The organism is Comamonas sp. wu1-DMT (genome assembly GCF_040187805.1).
Classification (GTDB): domain Bacteria; phylum Pseudomonadota; class Gammaproteobacteria; order Burkholderiales; family Burkholderiaceae_C; genus Comamonas; species Comamonas thiooxydans.
The window spans coordinates 42607-66256 of the sequence record NZ_JBANEM010000014.1; the positions used below are offsets into that span (position 1 = coordinate 42607).

At 62.8% G+C, this 23650-nt stretch carries 22 protein-coding genes and 1 other RNA gene; 4 read left to right on the forward strand and 19 right to left on the reverse strand.

All coding sequences use genetic code 11. The features are described from left to right. Positions 1–15: 15 nt before the first annotated feature. The 14 genes from hslV to V8Z78_RS19110 all read right to left on the reverse strand — a co-directional run bounded on the left by hslV (position 16) and on the right by V8Z78_RS19110 (position 15947). The gene (gene hslV, locus V8Z78_RS19045; protein ID WP_003051248.1) at positions 16–561 is read right to left on the reverse strand and encodes an ATP-dependent protease subunit HslV; all 546 of its coding nucleotides are present in this window, start codon (positions 559–561) and stop codon (positions 16–18) included. Positions 562–710: 149 nt separating this feature from the next. Further along, complete coding sequence (locus V8Z78_RS19050) at positions 711–2438, reverse strand: STAS domain-containing protein (RefSeq protein WP_046460591.1); 1728 nt, start codon at positions 2436–2438, stop codon at positions 711–713. 46 nt (positions 2439–2484) lie between these two features. Continuing rightward, the gene (gene dksA / locus V8Z78_RS19055) at positions 2485–3228 is read right to left on the reverse strand and encodes an RNA polymerase-binding protein DksA (protein ID WP_003069012.1); all 744 of its coding nucleotides are present in this window, start codon (positions 3226–3228) and stop codon (positions 2485–2487) included. A gap of 254 nt (positions 3229–3482) precedes the next feature. Continuing rightward, complete coding sequence (locus V8Z78_RS19060; RefSeq protein ID WP_034362970.1) at positions 3483–4598, reverse strand: CobW family GTP-binding protein; 1116 nt, start codon at positions 4596–4598, stop codon at positions 3483–3485. A gap of 210 nt (positions 4599–4808) precedes the next feature. Further along, positions 4809–5855 (reverse strand): tyrosine recombinase XerC, encoded by a 1047-nt coding sequence (locus V8Z78_RS19065; RefSeq protein WP_179626863.1) that lies wholly within the window; start codon positions 5853–5855, stop codon positions 4809–4811. Positions 5856–5879: 24 nt separating this feature from the next. Continuing rightward, positions 5880–6593: a DUF484 family protein gene (locus tag V8Z78_RS19070; protein WP_003069020.1), complete on the reverse strand. Its 714-nt coding sequence runs from the start codon at positions 6591–6593 to the stop codon at positions 5880–5882. Continuing rightward, entirely contained in the window at positions 6590–7468 is an 879-nt protein-coding gene (gene dapF, locus V8Z78_RS19075) for a diaminopimelate epimerase (RefSeq protein WP_034362972.1), read from the reverse strand. The genes V8Z78_RS19070 and dapF overlap by 4 nt, the downstream gene beginning before the upstream one ends. 50 nt (positions 7469–7518) lie before the next feature. Beyond that, positions 7519–8079: a MarR family winged helix-turn-helix transcriptional regulator gene (locus V8Z78_RS19080; protein ID WP_349731903.1), complete on the reverse strand. Its 561-nt coding sequence runs from the start codon at positions 8077–8079 to the stop codon at positions 7519–7521. Positions 8080–8175: 96 nt separating this feature from the next. After that, positions 8176–9939 carry an acyl-CoA dehydrogenase family protein gene (locus V8Z78_RS19085; protein WP_057093539.1) on the reverse strand — a complete coding sequence of 588 codons (1764 nt, stop codon included), beginning with the start codon at positions 9937–9939 and terminating at the stop codon, positions 8176–8178. Positions 9940–10107: 168 nt separating this feature from the next. Next, positions 10108–11115 (reverse strand): Bug family tripartite tricarboxylate transporter substrate binding protein, encoded by a 1008-nt coding sequence (locus V8Z78_RS19090; RefSeq protein ID WP_349731904.1) that lies wholly within the window; start codon positions 11113–11115, stop codon positions 10108–10110. A 91-nt stretch (positions 11116–11206) separates the two neighbouring features. Continuing rightward, the gene (locus V8Z78_RS19095; protein WP_046460588.1) at positions 11207–12214 is read right to left on the reverse strand and encodes a Bug family tripartite tricarboxylate transporter substrate binding protein; all 1008 of its coding nucleotides are present in this window, start codon (positions 12212–12214) and stop codon (positions 11207–11209) included. Between the two features lie 179 nt (positions 12215–12393). Next, on the reverse strand, positions 12394–13161 hold the full coding sequence (locus tag V8Z78_RS19100) for an SDR family NAD(P)-dependent oxidoreductase (RefSeq protein WP_179626865.1): 768 nt from the start codon (positions 13159–13161) through the stop codon (positions 12394–12396). A gap of 60 nt (positions 13162–13221) precedes the next feature. Then, complete coding sequence (locus V8Z78_RS19105) at positions 13222–15126, reverse strand: feruloyl-CoA synthase (RefSeq protein ID WP_349731905.1); 1905 nt, start codon at positions 15124–15126, stop codon at positions 13222–13224. 38 nt (positions 15127–15164) lie between these two features. Next, a complete protein-coding gene (locus V8Z78_RS19110; protein ID WP_349731906.1) occupies positions 15165–15947 on the reverse strand; it encodes a crotonase/enoyl-CoA hydratase family protein in 783 nt (260 codons plus the stop codon). A gap of 159 nt (positions 15948–16106) precedes the next feature. On the opposite strand from V8Z78_RS19110, the gene V8Z78_RS19115 reads away from it, so the two are divergent. Together V8Z78_RS19115 and V8Z78_RS19120 are read left to right on the forward strand one after the other, a co-directional pair. Continuing rightward, the gene (locus tag V8Z78_RS19115) at positions 16107–17801 is read left to right on the forward strand and encodes an MBL fold metallo-hydrolase (RefSeq protein ID WP_349731907.1); all 1695 of its coding nucleotides are present in this window, start codon (positions 16107–16109) and stop codon (positions 17799–17801) included. A gap of 66 nt (positions 17802–17867) precedes the next feature. Continuing rightward, on the forward strand, positions 17868–18635 hold the full coding sequence (locus tag V8Z78_RS19120) for a pseudouridine synthase (protein WP_349731908.1): 768 nt from the start codon (positions 17868–17870) through the stop codon (positions 18633–18635). A gap of 45 nt (positions 18636–18680) precedes the next feature. Here the strand turns inward: V8Z78_RS19120 and V8Z78_RS19125 are convergent, their stop codons facing one another. Next, positions 18681–19709, reverse strand: coding sequence for a Bug family tripartite tricarboxylate transporter substrate binding protein (locus V8Z78_RS19125; RefSeq protein ID WP_223305622.1), 1029 nt, complete (start codon positions 19707–19709; stop codon positions 18681–18683). A gap of 27 nt (positions 19710–19736) precedes the next feature. Then, positions 19737–20222: a DUF3237 domain-containing protein gene (locus tag V8Z78_RS19130; protein ID WP_046460583.1), complete on the reverse strand. Its 486-nt coding sequence runs from the start codon at positions 20220–20222 to the stop codon at positions 19737–19739. A gap of 136 nt (positions 20223–20358) precedes the next feature. Between V8Z78_RS19130 and V8Z78_RS19135 the strand changes: the two genes are divergently transcribed. Continuing rightward, positions 20359–21141, forward strand: a complete 783-nt coding sequence (locus tag V8Z78_RS19135) for a helix-turn-helix transcriptional regulator (protein ID WP_179627154.1) — start codon at positions 20359–20361, stop codon at positions 21139–21141. A 41-nt stretch (positions 21142–21182) separates the two neighbouring features. Here V8Z78_RS19135 and rnpB read toward each other — a convergent pair. Further along, an RNA gene (rnpB, locus tag V8Z78_RS19140) (RNase P RNA component class A) lies at positions 21183–21520 on the reverse strand. A 21-nt stretch (positions 21521–21541) separates the two neighbouring features. After that, positions 21542–22366: an AraC family transcriptional regulator gene (locus V8Z78_RS19145; protein ID WP_179626869.1), complete on the reverse strand. Its 825-nt coding sequence runs from the start codon at positions 22364–22366 to the stop codon at positions 21542–21544. A gap of 91 nt (positions 22367–22457) precedes the next feature. On the opposite strand from V8Z78_RS19145, the gene V8Z78_RS19150 reads away from it, so the two are divergent. Then, the gene (locus V8Z78_RS19150; protein WP_039050235.1) at positions 22458–23372 is read left to right on the forward strand and encodes a DMT family transporter; all 915 of its coding nucleotides are present in this window, start codon (positions 22458–22460) and stop codon (positions 23370–23372) included. On the opposite strand, the gene V8Z78_RS19155 is transcribed toward V8Z78_RS19150, so the two are convergent. Continuing rightward, the gene (locus V8Z78_RS19155) at positions 23356–23520 is read right to left on the reverse strand and encodes a hypothetical protein (protein ID WP_230847704.1); all 165 of its coding nucleotides are present in this window, start codon (positions 23518–23520) and stop codon (positions 23356–23358) included. The genes V8Z78_RS19150 and V8Z78_RS19155 overlap by 17 nt on opposite strands. Positions 23521–23650: the final 130 nt, after the last annotated feature.

Below are 23650 nucleotides of genomic sequence, written 5' to 3' on the forward strand. Positions count from 1 at the left end.
GGATAGTCGAGGTGCTTACAACGTCTCGATCGTGTGATTCATATTGGTGTAGATGCACAGCTCGCCGGCAATCGCCAGGGATTTGCGCACCACATCTTCGGCCGACAGCTCGGTGTTGTTGAGCAAGGCCTTGGCGGCGGAATGCGCATAGGCACCGCCGGAGCCGATGGCCACAATGCCCTGCTCGGGCTCCAGAACGTCGCCATTGCCGGTGATGATGAGCGAGGTCGTCGCATCGGCCACGGCCAGCATGGCTTCGAGCTTGCGCAGCACGCGGTCGGTACGCCACTCCTTGGTCAGCTCGATCGCGGCGCGGGTCAGGTTGCCCTGGTGTTTTTCCAGCTTGGCCTCGAAGCGCTCGAACAGCGTGAAGGCATCTGCGGTGGCTCCCGCAAAGCCCGCCAGCACCTTGCCGTGATAGAGCTTGCGTACCTTGCGCGCCGTGCCCTTGATGACGATATTGCCCAATGTGACCTGACCATCACCGCCGATGGCGACTTGCACGCCCTCGGGAGTCTGGCGGCGCACGCTCAAAATGGTGGTGCCGTGAAACTGTTCCATCTGGAGCAGATGGGGACAGACAAGATCGACCTCAAGAGGCCCAGAAAAATTAAATTTGCAGCGCTTGCTGTGAATAAGGCCTCAAACGGCCCGGCTCCAGCCAGAGACGCCGTCTCTTGGGGGGGGAGGCGGCATAGCCACCCAGGGAGCTAGTCCCTCCTTGGGATCACCTGTGCATGTTCCTGAATGCCAACAACATTGAAGAACACCGCCAGCAACTGGTGCAACTGACCGAACTGCAACACATGACCCAGCTCCTGCATCTGCGCAGCCCAGTTCAGCACCGAGCCTGCGGCAGCAAAGTCCATGCGCACCAGGCGCGCGCAGTCAATGGCAATGGCTTCGCCAAGCTTGGCCTTTTCCTGAACCTCGGCCAGCCAGGGCAATGCATCGCCGTCGATCACGCCTTGCAGCGCAAAACGCGGCTGATGCTCCTTCCAGAGCATGCCGGGCTGAATCGTCTCCGGCCCCAAGAGCCGGCTATCCTGGGCACGCAGGTTCTGCGCCTGCCCTTCGTTCGAATACGCACAGACCGGATCGTCCCACGAGGGTGGCGACAGCTCGTAGGTCACGCAATAGTCCAGCGCCGTCAGCTCAAATTCGTCCTGCAGATGCATCAGGCGCTGCATGGCCAGACGCAAATACCACCAGTCCTGATCGACGGCTCGATCACCGGAAGGGGTGTGCTTGCTGAGCACGGCCTGCAATCTTTCATGGCCGGCAAAAACCAGTGATCCCTTTTCGTCGGCCCATCGCTGTGCCGCATCCAGCAGCGGCTTCTTCACGCCGGGGTCGAGGCTCTCCAGAACGCTCCAGTCCATGACCGAGCTGCCGACGCTGCGCGCCTTGCTGGCCAGCAGCGCCTTGAAGCCAGGCTCATCCAAATGCACAGGAGCCTGCCAGCGAAAGCCGGTCTGCACTGCTGCGACATCCGGCGCGGTTTCGCTAAGCCTGCCCGCCTGCTGCGGCATCACAAACCATTGCGGGGCCGAACGACCGAAGCGCGCCACAAAGTCCATGGCAGCGTCTTCAAACTCAGCCTGCATGCCTGCTGCGCGGTACATGTCCAGCAGTGCCAGCCAGACCTGCAGCTGTGCCGGCGTATCCTGAGCACGCTCGGCAATCAAGGCCTTGAGACTGGTCTCGGCTGCTACGCTGTCACCGCTGGCAAAGACAATCGCAGCATCCTCCAGCGCGACATCATGCTCGAAGCGCGCAAAGGACGGCGGAACCATGTTGATATCGGTTGGAGCGGAGACCTCGGTCGTTGCAAACGCCGGCGAAAAGTCCGTCTCGCCACGCAGGCCCGGCAAAGCAACAGGATTGCCCTGCCGCCCCGATTGCGGCAGCTCCAGATCGCCTGGCAACACATCCTGAAGCAGCGGCAACGTGCTGATCGAAAGCGGCTGGCTTTTAAATACCGAAGGCATGCTGCCTCCGACCTCGGGCAGTTGCAGCGGCATGGTGGCGGCATCAGCGGCCAGCTTGCCGCGCCACCATTGCTGGGCCATCTGCGCTTCGATCTCGTCGATCTTCTTGATGGTTTCTGCGCGCTCGCCCGGCACGGAGCTTTGGGCAGTCTGCAAAAAAGAGGAAGGTGCCAGTGGGGTCGGCGTCTCGAGCGGAGCCCTGGCAGTCACCGCCGTCTTGGACAGCTGAGCCTGACGCAGCTTGCGCAGCTGGTCAAACTCGCGCTTTCGCACAAAGTCGTTCTGGCGCTTGCGCTCCAGCATCTCCTTTAACGCCTGCTTGCTGTACTGGCTTTCTTCGCTTTCCTGGTTGAGATTTTCCAAATCGGACCAATTCACGGTCGGGTGGCGCACGAAACGCACCACCTTGGACAGCAACCCTCCCGACTTGTTTTCTTCTTTCACCATGGTCCTCTACTTTGCTGCCTGCAGCCCCGCCAACGCCTGACGCAGATCAATCGCCGTACATCTTCTGCTTGAGTTCACGGCGCTGCTGGGCTTCCAGCGACAGTGTAGCCGTGGGGCGGGCCAGCAGCCGTCCCACTCCGATTGGCTCGCCGGTTTCGTCGCAGTAGCCGTAGTCGCCGGCATCGATGCGGGCAATGGACTGGTCGATCTTCTTGAGCAGCTTGCGCTCGCGGTCACGGGTGCGCAGCTCGAGAGCGTGCTCTTCCTCGATGGTGGCACGATCGGCAGGATCGGGCACCACGACGGTGTCTTCACGCAGGTTTTCCGCAGTCTCGCCCGCATTCACATGCATATCGTTCTTGAGCGCGACCAGCTTGCGACGGAAGTAGGCCAGCTGGGCGTCGTTCATGTAATCGTCATCAGACATGGCCAGCACTTCAGCATCGGTCAGCTCCTCTACCGACTTGGTCTTCCAGGCGTTGGCCAGCTTGGGATCTTTCTTGGGCACAGCTTGCTTTGTGTTGGTCATTGCTTTCGTATCTCTCATGGTTGCCGCAGCCTTGACTGCCGAAGCTGCCAGGGGCGGAACATCTGTTTCAGGCTGCCGCGCTGGAGGCGATGCAGAACGCTTGGATCTGGACGATTTGGAAGATTCTCCCGCTGCTGCAGGTACCAGCACCGGGTTGTCCAACGCGGCGTCCACCAAAGAGGTCTCGACGCTGCGGGGGTGCACAGCCGCTGCCGCAGCTTTGGCTGCAGCCTTGGGCAGATTACTTTTCACAGCGGTCACGTCCTGTCTCCTTACAGTACAGAGCCCTTGCAGGGCCGGATTGCTCCAACACCCTCTTTAGGGCCGGCATTGTAGCCACGCCAGTCCCCCCATCCCGGCTCCGTTGCACATACCCCACAATTTGCAACAAAGCCTGCGCCTGTTTCGGTCAGTTTGCGAGAAATAACAGACAAACAAAACGGCCTGCTTGGCAGGCCGTCAGTCATTGTCAGCAAACCGTTAGCTTTCGCCGAAACAGCCCCTAAACCCAGGGTTTACACCAGACATTGATCCAGTCCCTGGCGAAGAATGTCCTGCGGCAGGTCGATGCCGATGAAGACCATTTTGCTGACTCGCTTTTCATCGGCTTCCCACTCGGGGCCCAGATCGCTGCCCATGAGCTGGTGCACGCCCTGGAAGATGACCTTGCGGCTGGTGCCCTTCATGTCGAGCACGCCCTTGTAGCGCAGCATCTTGGGGCCGTAGATATTGACGATGGCGCCCAGGAAGTCTTCCAGCTTGGCCGGGTCGAACGCGCGATCGGCGCGGTAGACAAAGCTCTTCACGTCATCGTCGTGATGATGGTGATGTGGGTGATTGCAGTGCTCGCCATGCTCGTGGTCATGGTGGTCGTGGCCGCAATGCTCGTCGTGCTGGTGTTCATGATCGTGTTCGCATTGGCCATGGTCATGGTCGCAAGCGCTGTGGTCGTGATGATCGTGGTCGTGATCATCTTCCTTGAGGAAATCAGGGTCGATGTCCAGCTTGGCGTTCAGGTTGAAGCCACGCAGGTCGAACACTTCGCTCAGGGGCACATCGCCAAAATGAACGGCACGGATGGGCGCGCGCGGGTTCATGTGCTTGAGGCGATGGATCAGCGCCTCCTTTTCCGCATCCGTCACCAGATCGGTCTTGGACAGGAACATCTGGTCGGCAAAGCCCACCTGACGGCGCGCTTCCTGGCGATCGTCGAGTTGCTGGTTGGCATGCTTGGCATCCACCAGAGTGATGATGGAGTCGATCAGATAGGTCTCGGCGATCTCGTCATCCATGAAGAAGGTCTGGGCCACGGGACCGGGATCGGCCAGGCCGGTGGTCTCGATCACGATGCGGTCGAAGTCCACCTGCCCCTTGCGGCGCTTGGCGGCCAGCAACTGCAAAGCCTCGCGCAGGTCTTCGCGGATGGTGCAGCAGATGCAGCCGTTGCTCATCTGCAGAATCTGTTCTTTGGATTCGGTCTTGAGAATGTCGGTGTCGATGTTCTCCTCGCCGAACTCGTTCTCGATCACGGCAATCTTCATGCCGTGGGATTCGTGCAGCACGCGCTTGAGCAGCGTGGTCTTGCCCGAGCCCAGAAAGCCCGTGAGGATGGTGACAGGAATGAGAGCCATGCGTTGAAACCTCTTGCTGCGGCCAGCCGCCACATGCGGCTGTCCAAAAAACACGGGCGGCGCATCCCTATGCGCGCTCCGGTGATAACAGCTGGGGAGTGTAGCGGTGCTTTCAAGCGCGCATGGGCAGCAGGGATGGCAGAAATTTCAGCAAAAAATCACCTCCATCACATACTCAACAATCACTTCAAGCTATCAAATCAGGACTCTTCAGTTTTGCTCTTCGTCGTCCGGCATGCGCAATGGAGCGGGCGTCTCTCCGACGCTGCTGCGCTGCGCACGCGGGTGGGCTTTTTCATAAGCCTGGGCCAGATGCTGGAAATCCAGCCGCGTATATATCTGCGTGGTGGCAATGCTGGAATGCCCGAGCAGCTCCTGCACGGCACGCAGATCGCCACTGGACTGCAGCATATGACTGGCAAAGGAGTGACGCAGCACATGCGGGTGCACGCCAGTCGCAAGCCCCGCCTGCTGGCCTCGCTGCTTGAGACGTGACCAGACCGACTGGGCGCTGAGCCGCTCGCCCCGGCGGCCGACGAACAAGGCCGCTTCATCCTGTGCCTTGAGCTGTGCGGCCCCGACCAGCGCGCAGCTGCGCAGCGCCAGCCAGCGCTGCAAGGCCAGGGTCGCCATGCGCCCCACTGGCACGATGCGGCGCTTGCTGCCCTTGCCCTGAACATGGGCGTCGCCCGCCTCCAGGTCGATCCAGCCTCTGCCTTCATGCCGGCTCTGCTGGCCGGGCCGCAGATCCAGCCCCACCAGCTCGGCCACACGCAAGCCGCAGCTATAGAGCAGCTCGGTCATGGCGACGTCGCGCGCCTCCATCCACGGGTCGGCCTCGGGGTTGTGAAAACTGGCCAGTTGCACGGCATCGTCCACAGCCAGTGCCTTGGGAAGAGGCTTGGCGGCTTTGGGGCCGCGCACGCCCTCCACGGGGTTGAAAGGTACCAGCTCCCGCTGGGCCGCCCAGCGGAAAAAGCTGCGCCAGCCCGAAAGAATCAGTGCGATACCGCGAGCACTGCGGCCGGCGCCATGCATTTGCGCAGCAAAGCGACGGATATGCGAGGGTTGCAGCGCCAAAAGCTCCTGAGCTGCCGCCTGCGCAAAGCTCTGCAGCTTGATCAGGTCCAGCGCATACAGCGTATGCGTGCGCTCGGCCAGGCGCTTTTGCACACGCACATGCTCCAGATAGCTGTGGACAACTTCCGGAAGCTGCGCGTACTGCTCCTCAAAAGAGGGCTGCTCGCGCTCTTGCATCGGTATCTACCCCCTTTTGCAGCCTCAGCCGTGCGCCAGCGTCAGCGCAGGAGCGCGCATGCGCGAGAGCGAGGCACTGGCCAGCTCGGAGATGCGGGAGAGGAATTCAAGACCCATGGTGGCATCGAAGCGCAGCGGGTCGGGCGAGCCCAGCACCAGCATACCAAAGGCATTGGAAGTGCTGTCCATGGCACCGTCATGCAGAGTCAGCAGCGCGACCGACTGCACCGCATTGGGGTTGGGCAGCCAGGTCACGGGCTCGAAACCCATATTGGGGCCGCAGAACGGCATGGTCAGAGACGAAGCAAAGGCCTTGGCATCATCGCTGACTCCCATGGTGTAGACGGTGCCGCTGTGCGCGCCCGCCACATTCCACAGACGCAGTGCGACCTGGGGGACATCAAACGTGTGCTGCAGGCTGGCGGTGAGCGCATGGGGCAGCTCGCGCAGGTCCTGCACCTTGACCAGGGCATGGGTCCACTGATGAATCTTGTTGGCGATGGAAGCGTTCTCGCTGCCATGGCGCACCATGTCCATGATGCGATGCTCCAGACCCTTGATCTTTTCGCGCAGCATCTCGGCCTGACGTTCCTGCAGGCTGACGGCACGTGGGCCATGGCCGCTGATCAAACGCACGCCTGTCAGCATCTCGGCATGGCGCTCGAAGAAATCGGGGTTTTCCTGGAGGTAATCGGCAATCGACTCTTCGGTCATGGCGGTATCGGTCAAGCTGTTCATAAGGTATCAGGTATGTCGATCTGGCCTTCAAAAACAAATTCGGCAGGGCCGGTCATGCGCACGCGATCGTGCGCACCGCCAGTCCATTCAATGGTCAGCAGACCGCCGCGGGTATGCACATCGACTCGCTGATCGAGCAGGCCCCAGCCAATGCCGGCCACCACGGCGGCACAAGCCCCCGTACCGCAGGCCAGGGTCTCGCCGGCACCACGTTCATAGACACGCAAGCGGACCTCACCGCGGTTGAGGATCTGCATGAAGCCGGCGTTCACACGCTGAGGAAAACGGGCATGGTTCTCTATCAACGGGCCGTGCAACCCCACCAAAGCAGCATCCACATCGTCCACCAACTGCACCGCATGCGGATTGCCCATGGAAACGGCTGCTATCCAGACTGTAGCCGGCTGCAAAGGAGTATCAAGCGTCAGAGGCCATTTTTGCGTCGAACCCAGAGTCTCGGCCTGCAGACCGTCGGTCGTGAATGGCACCTTGGCCGGATCCAGCTGAGGCGCCCCCATATCGACCGTGACGCGGCCATTGCCATGAATTTCGGGGGCGATGACGCCCGAGAGGGTCTGTACGCGGATCACGCTCTTGTCGGTCAGACCCTTGTCATGCACATAGCGCGCAAAACAGCGTGCGCCGTTTCCGCACTGCTCGACCTCGCCACCGTCGGCGTTGTGGATCACATATTCAAAGTCCACGCCCTCTGCGGGTGCCGGGCGCACCGTCAGAATCTGGTCGGCGCCCACGCCAAAGTGACGATTGGCCAGGTAGCGGTACTGGGCGGTGCTCAAGCCCAGGCGAGCCTGGGTTTCGTCAAGCACGACAAAGTCGTTGCCCGCACCTTGCATCTTGGTAAAGCGAATCTGCATGATGCCGCACATTATCGCGCCGGGCGCAGGATCTGCGCCATGCCATGGGATCAGCGATACAGCTTTTGCAACAACTCCATGAGTTGCACCTGCTCGGCAGCACTCAGGTGCGCGATGGCACGGGTCTCGCTGCTCTTGAGCTCGGGCTCGGCCGTATCCACCAGTTCGCGCCCTGCCGCGGTCAGGTACAGACCCGTGGCGCGGCCGTCTCGCGGGTGCGGACGCCGTTCCAGAAAGCCGCGTTTGCCCAACGCATCGATCATGCCCACCATATTCGGCGGCAGCACGGCCAGTTGCTGACAGAGCTGACGCGAGGTGATACCCGGATTGCTGCCCACCAGAGACAGCACGGAGAACTCGACGATCTTGAGGTCAAAACGCTCCATGCAGCGCATGAAAACTCCCACCAGAGCCAGCGAGGCGCGCCTGGCGTTGTAGCCCAGCAGCGACTCCAGAAAGCTGGCATCGACCTGATCGACGGCAAAAACCTCGGCACTGTCCCTGGGCTCCTGCCCCGAGCCCGGGAGGTCCAAACCCACCTCTCTGGAGCGCGTGCCGCGCAAGGAGCGTGCAGGTTTGGAGTCTGGTTCAGCAGTCTTGTGAGCGAGCATTGGCGATGTCAACTTCGAAGGCAAAAGAGCAATCCAGGAGCGCGATGAAAAGACCGCAATTGTGCCGGTATTGCTCGCATCTTGCAGCCATTTTGATCAATGCGCGGAGGTGAACAGCTGGTTGCCGTGCACGACGGAAGCCTGCGCCCACTGCGCCTTCATCAGAGTCAGACGCCAGTCCATTTCGGGCAATATGCGTTGCTGCACCTGCTTGCAGGGGCCTCGCCAGCGCTCACTATCGCCCCCTGCTGTAGCCGCAATACGTGCCCACGCCCAGCCCAGCAGCACCACGGCCACGCAGCGCAGGTAGTCGTCGGCCACGCGCCAGGCCAGGGTGTCATCTTCCTTGCAGGCCTGCGCCAGCACCGTGGTGAAGTAGCGCAGCTGGGCCAGGCAGCGCAGCACTTCTGCATCCAGCGCCCGACCTGCATCCAGGCTGTTGCGCAAAGTCAGCAGCCATTGCCCCATGGCCTGACCACCGTCCGGCAGCACCTTGCGCACCAGCAGATCGATGGCCTGAATTTCATTCGTGCCTTCGTAAATCATGGCCACGCGCGAATCACGCACGATCTGCTCTATGCCCCACTCGCGGATGTAGCCATGGCCGCCGAACACCTGCAGGCAGGCGCTGGCACCCTCGAATGCCTGCTGGGTCCAGGCGGCCTTGAGCACGGGCGTGATCAGACTGCACCACTGCTGGGCCTGCTCGCGCTCGCGGGCGCTTTCGGCATGTCGCGCCACATCGAGATAAATACCGGTCTGGTAGGCAAGCACACGCCCGCCATCCACCCAGGCACGCTGCAGATCGAGCGTGCGGCGAATGGCCGGATGCTCGATGATCAGATCTGCTGCATCGCCTGTGCCACGCGAGGCCGGAACCGCCCCTGGCGCGCGCATCTGACGGCGCTCCAGCGCATAGGCATGGGCCTTCTGCCATGCTGCGTCCAGCAGGCCTATGCCCTGCAGCGCCACATGCAGACGCGCGGCATTCATCATGACGAACATGGCGTTCAGGCCCGCTCCGGGCTGGCCTATCAACCAGCCTGCAGCCCCATCAAAGCGCATCACGCAGGTGGGGCTGCCATGCAGGCCCATTTTTTCCTCGATGCGCTCACAGACCACGCGGTTGCGCTCGCCGCCTGGCAGCAGCTTGGGCACGAGAAACAGCGACAGGCCCTTGGGCCCTGCCGGAGCCCCGGGCAGACGCGCCAGTACCAGATGCACGATGTTATCGGTCAGATCATGCTCGCCGCCCGAAATGAAAATCTTGCTGCCGCTGATCTCGAAGCGCTCGCCCTGCTCGGATTCGCCAACCGGAACGGCTTGCGTGCGTACCTGCCCCAGGTCGCTGCCCGCATGGGCTTCCGTCAGACACATGGTTGCCAGCCATTCACCGCTGGCCACCTTGGGCAGATAGGCGGCCTTGAGCGCATCGCTGCCATGGTGCTTGAGGCACTCATAAGCACCATGCAGCAGGCCCGGCGCCATGGTCCAGCCATGGTTGGCGGCACTCAGCCATTCGTACAGCACGCCTTCCAGCACCCAGGGCAGCCCCTGGCCGCCGTCCTCCTCGGCACAGGCCAGTGCAGGCCAGCCCGCCTGCCAGAAGTCCTGATAGGCCTGGGCAAATCCAGGCGGCGTGGTGACCTTGCCCGCTGCAAACTGCACGCCGACCTCATCACCTTCGCGCGACAGCGGCGCCACCACTTCACCCACCCATTTGCCGGCCTCTTCCAGCACCTGCTGCATCAGCGCCTGATCCGTTGCAGCATGCGCCGGCAGGCGCTGCAACTGCTCATCGGCCTTGAGCACATCAAATAGAAGAAACGCGTTATCGGCACTGGCAGGCAAATAAGACATACATAACCGGCTGCAACGCAGCAAATGAAAATCTCTAAATAACGACCCCATACGCGCCGAGCGCGGCCCATGCCAGAGATGCCAAGCAAGGGCCGTCCCGCCGCGAAGGCATCGTCCCCTCCCGCGCAGCGAGAGAGGGGGAAGCCGCGAAGCGGCTCAGGGGGTGTATCAGGTATCCGCAGTAAAGCCGATCTGCTTGACCAGCGGTCCCCAGCGCTCGAACTCGGCCTGCTGCGAACGGGCCATTTCCTCGGGCGTGGAGCTGGTGGCAATCAGGCCGACCACACCCACACTTTCCTTGAGCGCGTCGCTCTTGAGCGCCGCCGTGATGGCCGCATGGGCGCGTGCACGCACATCGGAAGGCGTCTTGGCATTGGCATAGAAGCCAAACCACTCTTCGGCCGTCAAATCGGCAAAGCCCTGCTCGGCAAAGGTAGGGATATTGGGCAGATAGGGGTTGCGCTGCGGGCCGCTGGTGGCCAGCACGCGCAGCTTGCCGGCCTTGTAGTAGCTCAGGAAGTCGCCGCTGGGGCCCATCACGGCTGCAATCTGACCACCAGCCAGGTCGGACACCGCAGGCGCCGTGCCGCGGTAAGGCACATGGCTGAGCTTGATGCCCGAACGCAGGCTGAGCAGGGAGCCGATCAGATGCGGCTGGGTACCGGCACCGGGGCTGCCGAAGCTGGCCTTGTCGGGGTTGTTCTTGCACCAGGCCAGAAAATCCTTGAGGGTCTTGACCTCGGCCGGTACGGCAGGGCCGACAGCCAGTCCATGGTGCATGATGGCTCCGATGGAAATCGGCTCGAAGTCCTTGGCCTGATAGCTCAGCTTGCTATAGATATGCGGATAGATGGAGAAGGCCGAGACCTGCGACAGCACGATGACCGAGCCGTCGCCCACGGAGTTGCGCAGATTCTCCAGCGCGATGCGGCCGCCGGCACCGGGCTTGTTCTCCACCACGCCCATATTCTTGGAGTAGCTGGTGCCGCCGATCTTTTCCGCCACACGGCGCGCCACCGAGTCACCGGCACTGCCTGCGGGAAAGCCGTAGAGAATGCGCACCTGCTCCAGTGGCCCGCTGCCCTGGGCATAGGCGCTGCGGCCGGCGATGCCACCGAATGCGGCCAGCGCTGCACCAGCGCCCAGGCCTTTGACGAAATTGCGACGATCTTGCATGGTTTGTCTCCTCTATTGTTCGATCGCTATATGCAGGCTTGAGCCTGTCTGAAAAATCCCGACCCGAATGCTATTCGATACCGAGGGGTCATCAGGAATCGCCCGTAAAACCGATCTGCTTGACCAGCGGACCCCAGCGCTCGAACTCGGCCTGCTGCGAACGGGCCATTTCCTCGGGCGTGGAGCTGGTGGCAATCAGGCCGACCACACCCAGGCTTTCCTTGAGCGCGTCGCTCTTGAGCGCCGCCGTGATGGCCGCATGGGCGCGTGCACGCACGTCGGCGGGTGTCCTGGCATTGGCATAAAAGCCAAACCACTCTTCGGCCGTCAAGTCGGCAAAGCCCTGCTCGGCAAAGGTAGGGACATTGGGCAGATAGGGGTTGCGCTGCGGGCCGCTGGTGGCCAGCACGCGCAGCTTGCCGGCCTTGTAATAGCTCAGGTAGTCGCCGCACGTACCCATGATGGCGGCGATCTGACCGCCCACGACGTCCGAGACGCCGGGTGCCATGCCGCGATATGGCGCATGGCTGAGCCTGACGCCGGAGCGCAGACTCAGCAGCGCCCCCAGCAGATGCGGCTGACTGCCGGCACCGGGGCTGCCGAAGCTGGCCTTGTCGGGGTTGTTCTTGCACCAGGCCAGAAAATCCTTGAGCGTCTTCACCTCGGCCGGCACGGCGGGGCCGACAGCCAGCCCATGGTGCATGATGGCTCCAATCGAAATTGGCTCGAAATCCTTGGCCTGATAGCTCAGCTTGCTATAGATATGCGGGTAGATGGAGAAGGCCGAGACCTGGGACAGCGCAATCACCGAGCCGTCCCCCACGGCATTGCGCAGATTCTCCAGCGCGATGCGGCCACCTGCTCCGGGCTTGTTTTCCACCACGCCCATATTTCTGGTGTAGCTGCTGCCGCCCATTTTTTCGGCCACGCGGCGGGCCACCGAGTCACCAGCGCTGCCTGCCGGAAAGCCGTACAGAATGCGCACCTGCTCCAGCGGGCCACCGCCCTGGGCATAGGCACTGCGGCTGGCGATGCCGCCGAATGCAGCCAGCGCGGCACCAGCGCCCAGGCCTTTGACGAAATTGCGACGACCTTGCATGACTTGTCTCCTGCTTGAAATACGGACTCTTCGGTCCTGTGGAATCAATACACGTCTCAATCTTTGGCACTGAGCTGGCTCTGGCACTCTCCAACCCAGAGACATCGAGCAAGGGCAGCCCCGCAGCGATGGTGTCGTCCCCCTTGGGGGAAGGCGCAAAGTGCCTCAGGGGGTAACACTTACCGCGGAGCCATGCGCAGCGCACCATCCAGACGAATCACCTCGCCATTGAGATGATCGTTGTGCACGATATGCACGGCCAGATCGGCAAACTCCGAAGGCTTGCCCAGGCGCGAAGGAAAGGGAATGGATGCCGCCAGCGACTGCTGCACGGGCTCGGGCAGCTCCTTCATCAACGGCGTGGCGAACAGGCCTGGCGCCACGGTGCAGACACGAATGCCGTGCTGGGCCAGATCACGCGCCATGGGCAGCGTCATGCCGACCAGGCCGCCCTTGGATGCGCTGTAAGCCTGCTGTCCCACCTGGCCGTCAAAGGCAGCCACCGAGGCGGTGTAGAGAATCACGCCGCGCGCGCCATCCTCCAGCGCCGCCAGCTTGGCGCAGCGTGCGGCAAACAGCCGCGTCATGTTGTAGCTGCCGACAAGGTTGACGCGGATCACGCGTTCAAAGTCCTCCAGCGGTGCGGGCTCACCATCGCGGCCGATCACGCGCTTGGCCGTACCGATGCCGGCCACATTCATGAGAATGCGTGCATCCGAGCCCCATTGCTCGCGAACGGTATCCAGCGCCGCAGTGACGCTGGCCGCATCGCAGATATCGCTCTCCAGCGCCAGTCCGCCGATCTCGGCAGCCACCACCTTGGCCTTGTCGAGCTGACGATCCAGCACGGCAACCCTGGCGCCTGCGGCAGCCAGCGCACGCGCCGTGGCTTCGCCAAGGCCCGAGGCTCCTCCGGTGACGATGGCAATCTGATCCTGAACTTGCATATCACTATCCTTTTAAAAGCTGCTTGCGCTTTCTGTCATTGGGCTCAAGCCTGTCCTGGCTCAGAGATTGGGCTTCAGGATCAGGGCCAGCGTTTCGTCGTACAGGCCTGCCACCACATCGGCGCGATGCTGGAGCACGGCACGCTGGTTGATGGAGCCCTTGTCCGTGACTTCGCCCAGGTCCAGCGAGGGCGCCCTGATCGCCGCCACTGCCCGCGCAATGCGGGTGGCACTACCGGTGGCCGTCTGCGCCAGCTGGTTCAGAACCGTCTGCAGATGCTGCTGCACGGGCTCGCTGTGCATGATCTGCTCCAGCGTCGCCCCCGCGTCCAGGCCGCTCAAGGCCGCACAGGCCGGGGTCCCGAAAACGATGGCACCGACCTCCTTGCGATCCAGACCGGTCAGCACCACATCCTGGATATAGGGCGCGCCGGCATGGATGATCCTGGCCCGCAGCGGCCCCACGTTGACGAATGTGCCCGTGGCCAGCTTGAAGTCTTCGGCAATGCGGCCGTCAAAGCGCAGACCCTGGTTTCGATCCTGCGGGTCGCGCCACTGCACGGCGTCGCCGGTGCGGAAGAATCCGTCCTCGTCAAACGCCTCTGCCGTGGCTTCGGGCGCGCGCCAGTAGCCGGGCGTGACGTTCGGCCCGCGGTAGCGCACCTCCAGCTTGCCATCCACAGGCGCCAGTTTGAGCTCCAGACCCGGCACCGGTACGCCCAGGTCTCCCGAGCGCACATCGGGACGGTTGATGAACAGGGCCGAGGGCGAGGACTCGGTCATGCCCAAGCCCGTGCCCATCACGATGCGCTCGCCGCACTCGGCCTCCTGCGTGCGGTGCAGGCTATCCCAGACGGGCTGCGCCAGAGAGGCTCCTGCGTAGAAGAACATCTTGACGCGCTTGAGCAGGCTGTTGCGCAACTGCGCATCGCCCTCCATGGCGCGGGCGATGTATTCGAAGCCCGTGGGTACGTTGAAGTAAACGGTGGGAGAGATCTCGCGCAGATTGCGCAGCGTCTCGGCAATGCCCGCCGCCGTAGGCTTGCCCTCGTCGATATAGACAGTGCCGCCGTGATAGAGCGCGAGGCCGATATTCTTGTTGCCTCCGAAAGTGTGATTCCAGGGCAGCCAGTCCACCAGCACGGGCGGGCCTTTGACCATATCGGGCATGGTCTGGGCAATCTGCTGCTGGTTGGCGCACCACATTCCGTGAGTGTTGATCACGGCCTTGGGCAGCTTGGTCGATCCCGAGGTGAACAAGAACTTGGTGATGGTGTCGGGCCCGGTGGCCTGCATGGCGGCATCCACCGCAGTTGTAGGCTCGGTTGCCAGCAGGTCGGCAAACAAGGTGCAGGTCCGGGCATCGACGGCCGGCTTGCGGTAAACCACCTCACAGCCCTCGGGCAGCACGGCGCGTACCGCCTTGTCATAACGCGCCGCATCGGCGGCAAAGATCAGGCCTGGCGTGAGCGTATCGACCACATGGCGCAGCTTGGCGTAATCAGTGCTGACCAGTGAATAGGCCGTGGAGACCGAGCAATAGGGCACGCCTGCATACAGGCAACCCATGGCCAGCATGGCATGGTCGAGATCGTTCTCGCTGAGGATGATGACGGGACGCTCTGCCGAAAGCTTTCTGTCCAGCAAGGACTGCGCAATGCTGCGCGCCGCTGCCAGCGTCTGGGCATAGTCGATGCGCTGCCAATCACCGGTGCTGCCGTCGGCCAGTCGTTGCCGCTGGGCGATGAAGGTCTGCTGCGGCGTGGTCTTCGCCCAGTGCACCAGCTTGTCAGTCATGCGTGCTGCGTGCTCTGCCAGCTCCCGGTCGGAGCGCACGTAGAAAGTGCCGTCGCCTGCCTCCCTGACCTGGATGCTGCGCACGCCGAACTCCAGTTCGCGGTACCGGGGCCTACCCCCCTCTACCACCTGGCCGAGGGCCTGCATGGCTGTGTTTGTCTCCTGCATTGTCTTTGTCTCCACAGCGTTGTTTTTTGAGAGTGCTTTCAGTCCTTGCTGACCTTGGCGGCCCGCCCTGACAGAAATTCCTGCAAACGGAACTTGGCTTCTGGCGCGCTCTGCGCCACGGCAGCCATCAGAGCTTCTGTCATCAGCCCCTGATCGGCGGGCTGATCGGCAATCCTGGGCAATGCGTGCATCAGGGCGTAATTGGTCATGGGGGCGTTTTCGGCAATGCGCAGCGCCAGTTCCACGGCCTTGTCCAACGCATGTCCTTCGGGCACCAGATATTGCGACAGACCAATGCGCTCACCCTCTTCGGCCTTGTACACACGGCCTGTGAACATCATGTCGGCCATGCGTGCGGCTCCGATCAGGCGTGGGATGCGCACCGAGCCGCCGCCGCCGACGAAAATGCCGCGCGAACCTTCGGGCAAGGCATAGAAAGTACTGCTGTCGGCCACACGGATATGGCAGGCACTGGCCAGCTCCAGGCCGCCCCCCACCACGGCACCATGCAGGGCGGCGACCACGGGCACCGCGCCGAACTGCACCTGGCGCAGCGCCTCATGCCACATGCGTGAGTGCAGAACGCCCTGGGCCGCATCGCGTTCGCTGAGTTCGCTCAGATCCAGGCCGGCGCAGAAATGCGGTCCATCTCCATCCACCACTGCAGCGCGCACGCTGGCGGGCAGATTCATGAATACATCGCGCAGACCCAGCACCAGCCCATCGGACAAGGCGTTGCGTTTGGCGGCACGCATCAGGCGAATGACGGCGATCTGTTCGGCTTCGCCGCGGAACTCAACTGCAATTTCTTTATGAGTCATAACCATTCCTTTTGCATCATTATTGTTATTTAAAATAACTAAATGCAAGACATCCTTGGCCGTTTGCTCTCAGTGCTTTCCCCGATTCGCGCAGCAGGAGTGCACAACTAGTCCAGGTGTGACATTCACGAACGCGGCGACTTCGCATAATGTGACCTCATGACATCACCCAGCCAGCCCCGCCCCAGCCAGTTGCTTCAGCCCCAGCGCACGCCAGTTCCCGCGCGCGATGCTTCCACGCTTTTGTTGCTGCGCGACTGCGCCGACGGCAAGGGTTTTGAAGTGCTGATGACAAGGCGTGCAGATCAAGGCATCTTTGCCAATGCCTATGTTTTCCCCGGCGGCGGCCAGGAAGATGAAGATGCAGCCCCAGCCAGTCATGCGCTGGCGCGCGTGCGCCCCAGCATGATCGCCGAGGCGGGAGATGAACGCATCACCCAGGCTCTGGCAGGCATTCGCGAGACTTTTGAGGAGCTGGGCATCCTGCTGGCCTATGACCAGGCCGGCCAACCCGTTCCACCGGCCCAAGTTCAGCAACTGGACCGCAAGGCATCGCTGTATGAGCAATGCCGCGCGCGCGGCTGGACGCTGGCCGTGGACCAGCTCTGGTATCTGGCCCACTGGACCGCACCACTGGACCTGCCCAAGCGCTTTAACGTGCCGTTCTTTGTGGCCCGCATGCCCGAGGGTCAGACGGCGGTGGCCGACGAAACCGAGCAGTTCGAGCCCACCTGGATTTCTCCGCAGGATGCGATTGCGCGCTTTGAAGAGAAAAAGCTGTTTATCCTCTTTCCCACCCAGCGTACATTGCAGCGCATCGCTCACCAGCCCGATACCCAGGCCGTGATCCACGCCCTGCTCAGCGAGAAGCCGCTGTGGCAGGCCTGCCCCCGTGGCGGCCACCTGAAAGGCAAAGACACACGCCATACCGAAACCGATATGGCCTATGGCGAACTGGAAATGGTGCTGCCCGACGGCCACGGCATTCACCATCTGGACTGGCAGCCTGAAAAAGCCGTTCCGCTGCGCAAGAACCTGCTGCGTCTGACGGCCCCCAACCCCGGCATGATGACCGGCCCCGGCACCAACAGCTATCTGGTCGGCGATGCGCATACCGGCTATATCGCCATCGACCCCGGACCGAACGATGCCGAACATCTGCAGCGACTGCACGATGCCGCCGGCGGCGATATCCGCTACATCGTCTGCACCCATTCCCACCCCGATCACTCGCCGGGTGCCGCGCCGCTGCAGGCCATGGTCCTGCTCTCCGGCCATGCCAGGCCGCCCATCATGGGCCGGCCTTCGGCGCCCACCGCGCGCACCAACAGTCGCTTCAAACCCGAGGTGACGCTACGGGACGGAGAGCGCATCACGCTTGCCGGACAAGGGGCAGAAGGCGAGATCACGCATACGCTGCAAGCCATCTTCACGCCCGGCCACGCGGCCAACCACCTGTGCTTTTTGCTGGAGGAGGACGCGCTGCTATTCAGTGGCGATCACATCCTCAATGGCAGCACCACCGTCATCAGCCCGCCGGACGGCAACATGATCGATTACCTCGATTCGCTGGACAGGCTCCACTCCATGTGCCTGGAGCACGACATTCGCTACATCCTGCCCGCCCATGGCTATGTGCTGGGCTTTGCGCGACATCAGATCACCCGCCTCAAGGCCCACCGCCTGGCGCGCGAGGCCAAGGTACATCAGGCCATGCGCACCAAGCCCGACGGCAGCATTCAGGACTGGGTGGCGATTGCCTACGCCGACACACCTCAAGCCCTGTGGCCCGTGGCCCAGCAATCGCTGCTGGCGCATGTGGAGCGCATTCAAAAGCTCTGCCTTGGCAGATAGCGCCCAGCGACCGCCGCGCTAGACCTGTGGACAACTAGGACATGGCCGGAGCATTAAGCTCTCGCCATGTCTGAATCCCTGCCTGAACAAGAAAGCATCCGCCTGGCCAAACGCGTGGCGGAGCAAGAACAATGCTCGCGCCGCGAAGCCGAGCTCCATATCGTCGCGGGCAATGTCCAGGTGGACGGCAAAGTGGTGCAAGTGCCCGAAACCCGCGCGCGCCCCGATCAGGTAGTGATCCTGCGCAAGGATGCCAAGCCTGAAGCCATTCCGCCCGTCACCATCCTGATGAACAAGCCTTCGGGCATGACCCAGGGCAAGGCCTACGGCCGCGTGCGCAGCGCGCATTCGCTGCTGAGAGAAGACACCAAAGCCAAGCTGGACACGCCCATGCCCCAGCTGGTGCTGGATCATCACTTCAGGAATCTGGAGTCGTTTCTGACGATTCCCCTGCCTGCCAGCGGCCTCATCGTCTACACCCAGGACAAGCGCGTGGCACGCAAGCTGGCCGAAGAAGGCATGTGGCTGGAGCAGGAAATCATCGTCGGCGTAGAGGGCCAGATCATTGAAGATGGCCTGGAAATTCTGTACGAAGGCTTGCCTATCCCTGGCGGCAACGGCCATCGTCGCATGCCTCCCTGCCATGTGAGCTGGCAGAGCGAAAACCACCTGCGTTTCGCTCTCAAGGGCATTGCGCCCGAAGAGATCGAGAAGATGTGCGCCGCCATCGGCCTGACGGTGGTCAGCATGCGCCGGCTGCGCCTTGGCCGCGTCTCCCTGGCCAAGGTGCCCGAGGGCCAGTGGCGCTATCTGATGCCCTGGGAAAGGTTCTGAGCGGAACGGCCTTCGCGCGCCGCCACGCGGCACGCGCCGGTCCGCTCAATCCGCCTTGAAGCCCGTCGCTGCCACCGCCTTGCCCCATTTGACGGTATCGGCAGCAATGATGTCGGCAAACTGCTGCGCGCTGGTGCCCGTGACTCTGAAGCCCGCCTCCTGCAGCCGCGCCCTGCCGTCGCCCGATTGCAGGACCTTGAGCAGATCGGTATTGAGCTTGCTCACCACCTCCGCAGGTGTCCTGGCGGGCGCCACGATGCCGAACCAGGAGCTGAACTCCAGGTTGCCAAAGCCCTGCTCCTTCATGGTCGGCAGCTCGGGCAGTTGCTCCACGCGCGCGCTGCCCGTGCTTCCCAGGGCCACCAGCTTGCCGGCACGCACCTGCGGGATCGCCATGCCGGAGGAAGCGAACACCCCCTGCACATCGCCGCTGAAAAGGCCGCTCAAGGCATCCGAAGTGCTCTTGTAGTGCACCACCTCGGGTTTGGACTGCACGGCATCGCCAAACATATAAGCCCCGAAATGCCCCGGCGTTCCCGCTCCGAAAGTGGCCATGAACAAGCCGTTTTGCTGCCGGGTCCAGGCCACAAAGTCCCTGACGTTACGCGCCTTGACCTTTTCGGGGTTGACCAGCAGCACGAAGTCGGAACTCACCACCTGGCTGACGGGGGCGAAATCCTTGCGCGGTTGGTAGGCAAGCCGTTGGTAGGTATTGGGAGCGATGCTGAGCTGTCCCGTCTCGGCCAGCATGATGGTGTAGCCGTCGGCCGATGCACGCGCCGCCTCGCTGGCTGCGATCAGGCCGGCGGCACCGGGCTTGTTGTCCACCACTACGCCCACGCCTCCCCATGCTTCGGAAAGCTTCTGTGCCAGCAGCCGGGCCACTACATCGGGTCCCGTGCCCGCCGGAAAGCCCACGATCATGCGCACCGTCTTGCTCGGATAAGCCGTCTGGGCCTGAGCGACGCCCAGGGCTGCACTGCCGCCGGCCAGCAGTGCCAGGGCCAGCCGCCGACGTCGCCAGGCCCGTGCTGAAGTGAGTCCGGGCAGGTTCTGCATTTGCAGTACTTTCATGTTTTGTCTCCTTGTTGCGATGCTGTTTCACAGCACTTCGAAAAACCGCATGACGACCTGCTCCGGAAAGCGCGCTCCCGCACCCACGAATAGGCGCTGCCCCAGCCAGGCAAAGCGCTTGGAGGCTGTTTCAAAGCGGGGCGCACAACGAAAGTAGATCGCCGAGGGATCAACGCTCTCGCCGCGGCGCAGACGCTGCATCAGCTCGGCCGGCCCGGTGCGCAAGGCATGGTTGCTCACATAGATCAGATCGCCGCCGTCGGTTTCGATGACATAGCGTGCGTCCAGCTCGGCCACTTCATCGCTGACCAGCAGCTGGAAGTCGGCCCCGCCCGACAGCACACGCGCCGACCAGTCCTCTCCCTGTACCTGGCCGCCGACGATGGGGATCACACGCCGCAAGCCGCGTGTCGTTTCGCCCACCTCCTGCGCCGGCCCCACCTGCACGCGAAATTCGGCAAAGTGGCGCAGCCCTGGAGCGGCAATCTGGAAATCATGGTTTGGCGACAGCATTGCTCTCCTTGCGATGTCCAAGCACAGGAACATGAGCGTAAGCACTGTTGAAGATTTCGCTGTCCCCCAAGAAGATGACAACCCACGCCAAGACACACCGATGAGAACCTGGAAGCTACCTTCGACGACTGACTCCATGCCGGCCGGTGATATGGCCCAGGCCAGTGGCATGGCCCAGGCCAGCGCCTTGCTGGCTGGTCTGGTGGAGCATCTGGGACAGGGCTGTTTTGCCCAGGCCGCGCTCGCGCAGCTGAGCGCCATTGCGCCCACGGCCTCGCTGTCGGTGTATCGCATCGGCAGCTGCCGGCCGCGGCTGTTTCTCTCGGCCTCCCAGGGCGTCCTGGACACCACGCGCCAGTGCTGGAGCGCCTATCTATCGGGACCCCAGCACGAGGACAGAAGCTGGGGCCAGGAATGGCCCGGACATATGCGCACGCCAGGCGCCCGCAATCTGGTCCATGTGCAGGCCAACGAGGTCACGCCCTTGCATCGCCAGTGCGTGTATGACGCGCATGGCGTGGCAGAGCGCATCTCGATCGCCGAGCCCGGTGCCGATGGCTCGGTGTTCGCCGTCAACCTCTATCGCCATGCGCACCAGAAACCCTTTGCCGACCGGCATCTGAGCGACTTCGCGGACCTGTCCAGCGCCCTGATGGCTCTGACGCACAAGCACATAGCGCTGACGGCGGACATGGCTGCCGGCGATGAGAAATGGTCGGCTCGCCTGCGAGAGCTGGCACCGGGTCTGACAGTGCGCGAACTCGAGGTCTGCCTGCGCCTGCTGCGCGGCATGACCCAGGACGGCATTGCGGCCGATCTCGGACTGAGCGCAGCCACCGTGAAGACCTATCGCAACCGCGCCTTTGCGCGGCTCGATATCCACCACCGCCATCAGCTGTTCGCGCTGATGGTGGAGTGAATGCAGTGGATTCGCCGGGCTGTGCCCGGTCGAGGAAGAAAGTGTGAAGTGCGCCGATAAGCCGGATTCTGTGCACAACGGTTGCCCGCCATGTGACCGCCATTAATCTTGGCCATCAGTCGCCTGATGGCTCGGTGCTACCTACCCGCACACTCCGGGGGCCCCGTCAACGTGTGCCTACTTGGTATTGCTGCGCGTAGAGATTGCCCGTTTCACCCTGGTTGGTCTGCCTTGCGGCACTCCTGCCAGACTCGTCTCTGTTGCTCTGATCCTCACCTCACGGTGGACAGCTGTTAGCTGCTACGCCGCCCTATGCAGTCCGGACGTTCCTCCAGTACGGCCTTTCGGCACTTGTACCAGCGGCGGTCTGGCGCACTTCACGGCGCGCATTATCCCGCGTTCAGAAAGAACTTGCACAGAACTCGCGCCTGAACTGCTCGGGAGGTAGGCCGGACTCGCGCTGGAACATGGCAATAAAGGCCGAGGGCGTGCTGTAGCCCAGGTCGTAGGCGATCTGCTGCACGGTGTGGCCGGCCTCCAGCGCGTCGATGGCCTGCAGATAACGCATGCGCTGGCGCCATTCGCCCAGACTCATGCCCAGCTCGCGCTGGCAGTGGCGTGCCAGCGTGCGCTCCGTCATGTGCACGGTCTCGGCCCATTCGGCCAGGCTGCGGTGGTCGTCGGGGCGCGACTGCATGGCGTCCAGCACCTGCACCAGCGCCGGATGCCGGGCCATGGGCAGAAAGCTCAGCTCCAGCGGCGTGGCTCGTAACTGGTCATGCACCACCCGTGCCAGACGCAGATCTGCGTCCGTCACCGGGATCTGCACGCCCCTGGCGCCGAAGTCCGCGAGCACGGCCTTGACGATGGGTCCCAGGCGCATGCAGCCCGCCGTCTGCGGCAGGTCCGCACACAGATCGGGGGCCAGATAGACGGAGCGGTACTGCACCGCATGCTGCAAATAGCAGCTGTGCACCACGCCCGGCGGAATCCATACCCCGTGCTGCGGCGGACACAGGATATGGCCGCTGGGCACATCCATGTTCAGGCTGCCGTGGGCCGCATAGTTCAGATGCCCCCAGCGGTGGCTGTGCGGCGGAGCCTCGCTGTGTTCGCCGAACTCGTCATACCGAAAGTAGTAGCTGCCAGGCACTGTGTCGGTGTCCAGTATCTGTACGGCGTACCGCTTGGCGGCCGGGCCGGGAGTCGGGGCAGAGGCAGGCATGGGTTCGTCCGGCTTGAGTTATGAAATGTCTGAAATCAGCAATGCGCTTCAAATACGTCAAGCGCATCATAAGCACCTCAAGGAGTTTCATATGGGTGCATACCTATTACCACTGGGCGCGGTGCTGATCTGGTCGGTCAACACCGTGGTCAGCAAGCTGGCCGCAGACAGCATCAGCGCGGCCGAGATCGGGTTCTTTCGCTGGCTGGTGGCCGCCGTGCTGTTCACGCCCTTCGTCCTGCCCTCGATCTGGCGCCAGCGCGCCGACATCAAGCCTCTGCTGCCACGGATCTTCGTGCTGGGCGTGCTGGGCATGGTCATCTACCAAAGCCTGGCCTATTACGCCGCCCACTTCACCACGGCCACGCATATGGGCATCATCGGCTCGCTCACGCCCATGCTGGTGCTGGCCCTGGCCGTGTTCATGCTGGGCCAGCCGCTGACGCATGGCGGCATCTGGGGCTCATTGCTGGCGATCCTGGGAGTCGCGCTGGTGGTTTCATCGGGCCGGCTCAGCCATCTGGCTTCCGAGGGCCTGAATCTGGGCGACGCCATGATGTTCCTGGCCATGCTGGCCTATGCGGTCTACAACATCCTGCTCAAGCGCTGGCCCATGCCGCGCCTGGCCACGGTGCAGCTGCTGTATCTGCAGGTGCTGGTTGCCGTGATCGTGCAGTTCCCACTCTATCTCTTCTCGCCCAAGACCGGGCTTGACGCCAGCAACCTGCCGCTGGTGGGCTATGCCGGCATCATGGCCTCCATCGCCGCGCCGCTGCTGTGGATGAAGGCGGTGCAGACGCTGGGGCCCGGGCGATCGAGCATGTTCTTCAATCTGATCCCGGTCTTCACCGCCCTGATCGCGGCATTCGCCCTGAACGAGCCCCTGGCGGCCTACCATGCCGTGGGCGGCATCATGACGATTGCCGGTCTGCTGCTGGCCGAGCTGTGGAAGGCCCCGCTGCGCGCGCGTCCCGCCTTGGCCTGCGGTGCTAAAGCAGCAGATTGAGAATCGCGTAGCTCATCAGCGACAGCAGACTCACCACGAACACCAGCATGACCCAGGGGCCCCAGCGCTGCTCGCGCCAGGAAAAACCGACCAGCAGGCCTACGCAGCAGGCCCCCAGCAGCATCAAAATTGTGTTGAACGTGAGCAAGAACAGTCCTCCCTCAAACAGACTTCGTTCCATTGTTCCCGATTGCAGGCCCCAGGGGAAACACCATCGCCCCTAGGCTTGATGTGAATCAATCGCCAATCCCCGACACCAGGCGCAGACCGGGGTTTTG

Excerpts from the sequence above, each read along its gene's own strand:
- V8Z78_RS19135 (WP_179627154.1), top strand. The coding sequence starts at position 20,359 with ATGCCGGCCGGTGATATGGCCCAGGCCAGTGGCATGGCCCAGGCCAGC.
- V8Z78_RS19090 (WP_349731904.1), bottom strand. The coding sequence starts at position 11,115 with ATGCAAGATCGTCGCAATTTCGTCAAAGGCCTGGGCGCTGGTGCAGCG.
- V8Z78_RS19110 (WP_349731906.1), bottom strand. The coding sequence starts at position 15,947 with ATGACTCATAAAGAAATTGCAGTTGAGTTCCGCGGCGAAGCCGAACAG.
- V8Z78_RS19085 (WP_057093539.1), bottom strand. The coding sequence starts at position 9,939 with ATGTCTTATTTGCCTGCCAGTGCCGATAACGCGTTTCTTCTATTTGAT.
- dapF (WP_034362972.1), bottom strand. The coding sequence starts at position 7,468 with ATGCAGATTCGCTTTACCAAGATGCAAGGTGCGGGCAACGACTTTGTC.
- hslV (WP_003051248.1), bottom strand. The coding sequence starts at position 561 with ATGGAACAGTTTCACGGCACCACCATTTTGAGCGTGCGCCGCCAGACT.
- V8Z78_RS19130 (WP_046460583.1), bottom strand. The coding sequence starts at position 20,222 with ATGCTGTCGCCAAACCATGATTTCCAGATTGCCGCTCCAGGGCTGCGC.
- V8Z78_RS19080 (WP_349731903.1), bottom strand. The coding sequence starts at position 8,079 with ATGCTCGCTCACAAGACTGCTGAACCAGACTCCAAACCTGCACGCTCC.
- V8Z78_RS19100 (WP_179626865.1), bottom strand. The coding sequence starts at position 13,161 with ATGCAAGTTCAGGATCAGATTGCCATCGTCACCGGAGGAGCCTCGGGC.
- V8Z78_RS19115 (WP_349731907.1), top strand. The coding sequence starts at position 16,107 with ATGACATCACCCAGCCAGCCCCGCCCCAGCCAGTTGCTTCAGCCCCAG.
- V8Z78_RS19050 (WP_046460591.1), bottom strand. The coding sequence starts at position 2,438 with ATGGTGAAAGAAGAAAACAAGTCGGGAGGGTTGCTGTCCAAGGTGGTG.
- V8Z78_RS19060 (WP_034362970.1), bottom strand. The coding sequence starts at position 4,598 with ATGGCTCTCATTCCTGTCACCATCCTCACGGGCTTTCTGGGCTCGGGC.
- V8Z78_RS19125 (WP_223305622.1), bottom strand. The coding sequence starts at position 19,709 with ATGAAAGTACTGCAAATGCAGAACCTGCCCGGACTCACTTCAGCACGG.
- V8Z78_RS19070 (WP_003069020.1), bottom strand. The coding sequence starts at position 6,593 with ATGAACAGCTTGACCGATACCGCCATGACCGAAGAGTCGATTGCCGAT.
- V8Z78_RS19145 (WP_179626869.1), bottom strand. The coding sequence starts at position 22,366 with ATGCCTGCCTCTGCCCCGACTCCCGGCCCGGCCGCCAAGCGGTACGCC.
- V8Z78_RS19065 (WP_179626863.1), bottom strand. The coding sequence starts at position 5,855 with ATGCAAGAGCGCGAGCAGCCCTCTTTTGAGGAGCAGTACGCGCAGCTT.
- V8Z78_RS19150 (WP_039050235.1), top strand. The coding sequence starts at position 22,458 with ATGGGTGCATACCTATTACCACTGGGCGCGGTGCTGATCTGGTCGGTC.
- V8Z78_RS19105 (WP_349731905.1), bottom strand. The coding sequence starts at position 15,126 with ATGCAGGAGACAAACACAGCCATGCAGGCCCTCGGCCAGGTGGTAGAG.
- V8Z78_RS19095 (WP_046460588.1), bottom strand. The coding sequence starts at position 12,214 with ATGCAAGGTCGTCGCAATTTCGTCAAAGGCCTGGGCGCTGGTGCCGCG.
- V8Z78_RS19120 (WP_349731908.1), top strand. The coding sequence starts at position 17,868 with ATGTCTGAATCCCTGCCTGAACAAGAAAGCATCCGCCTGGCCAAACGC.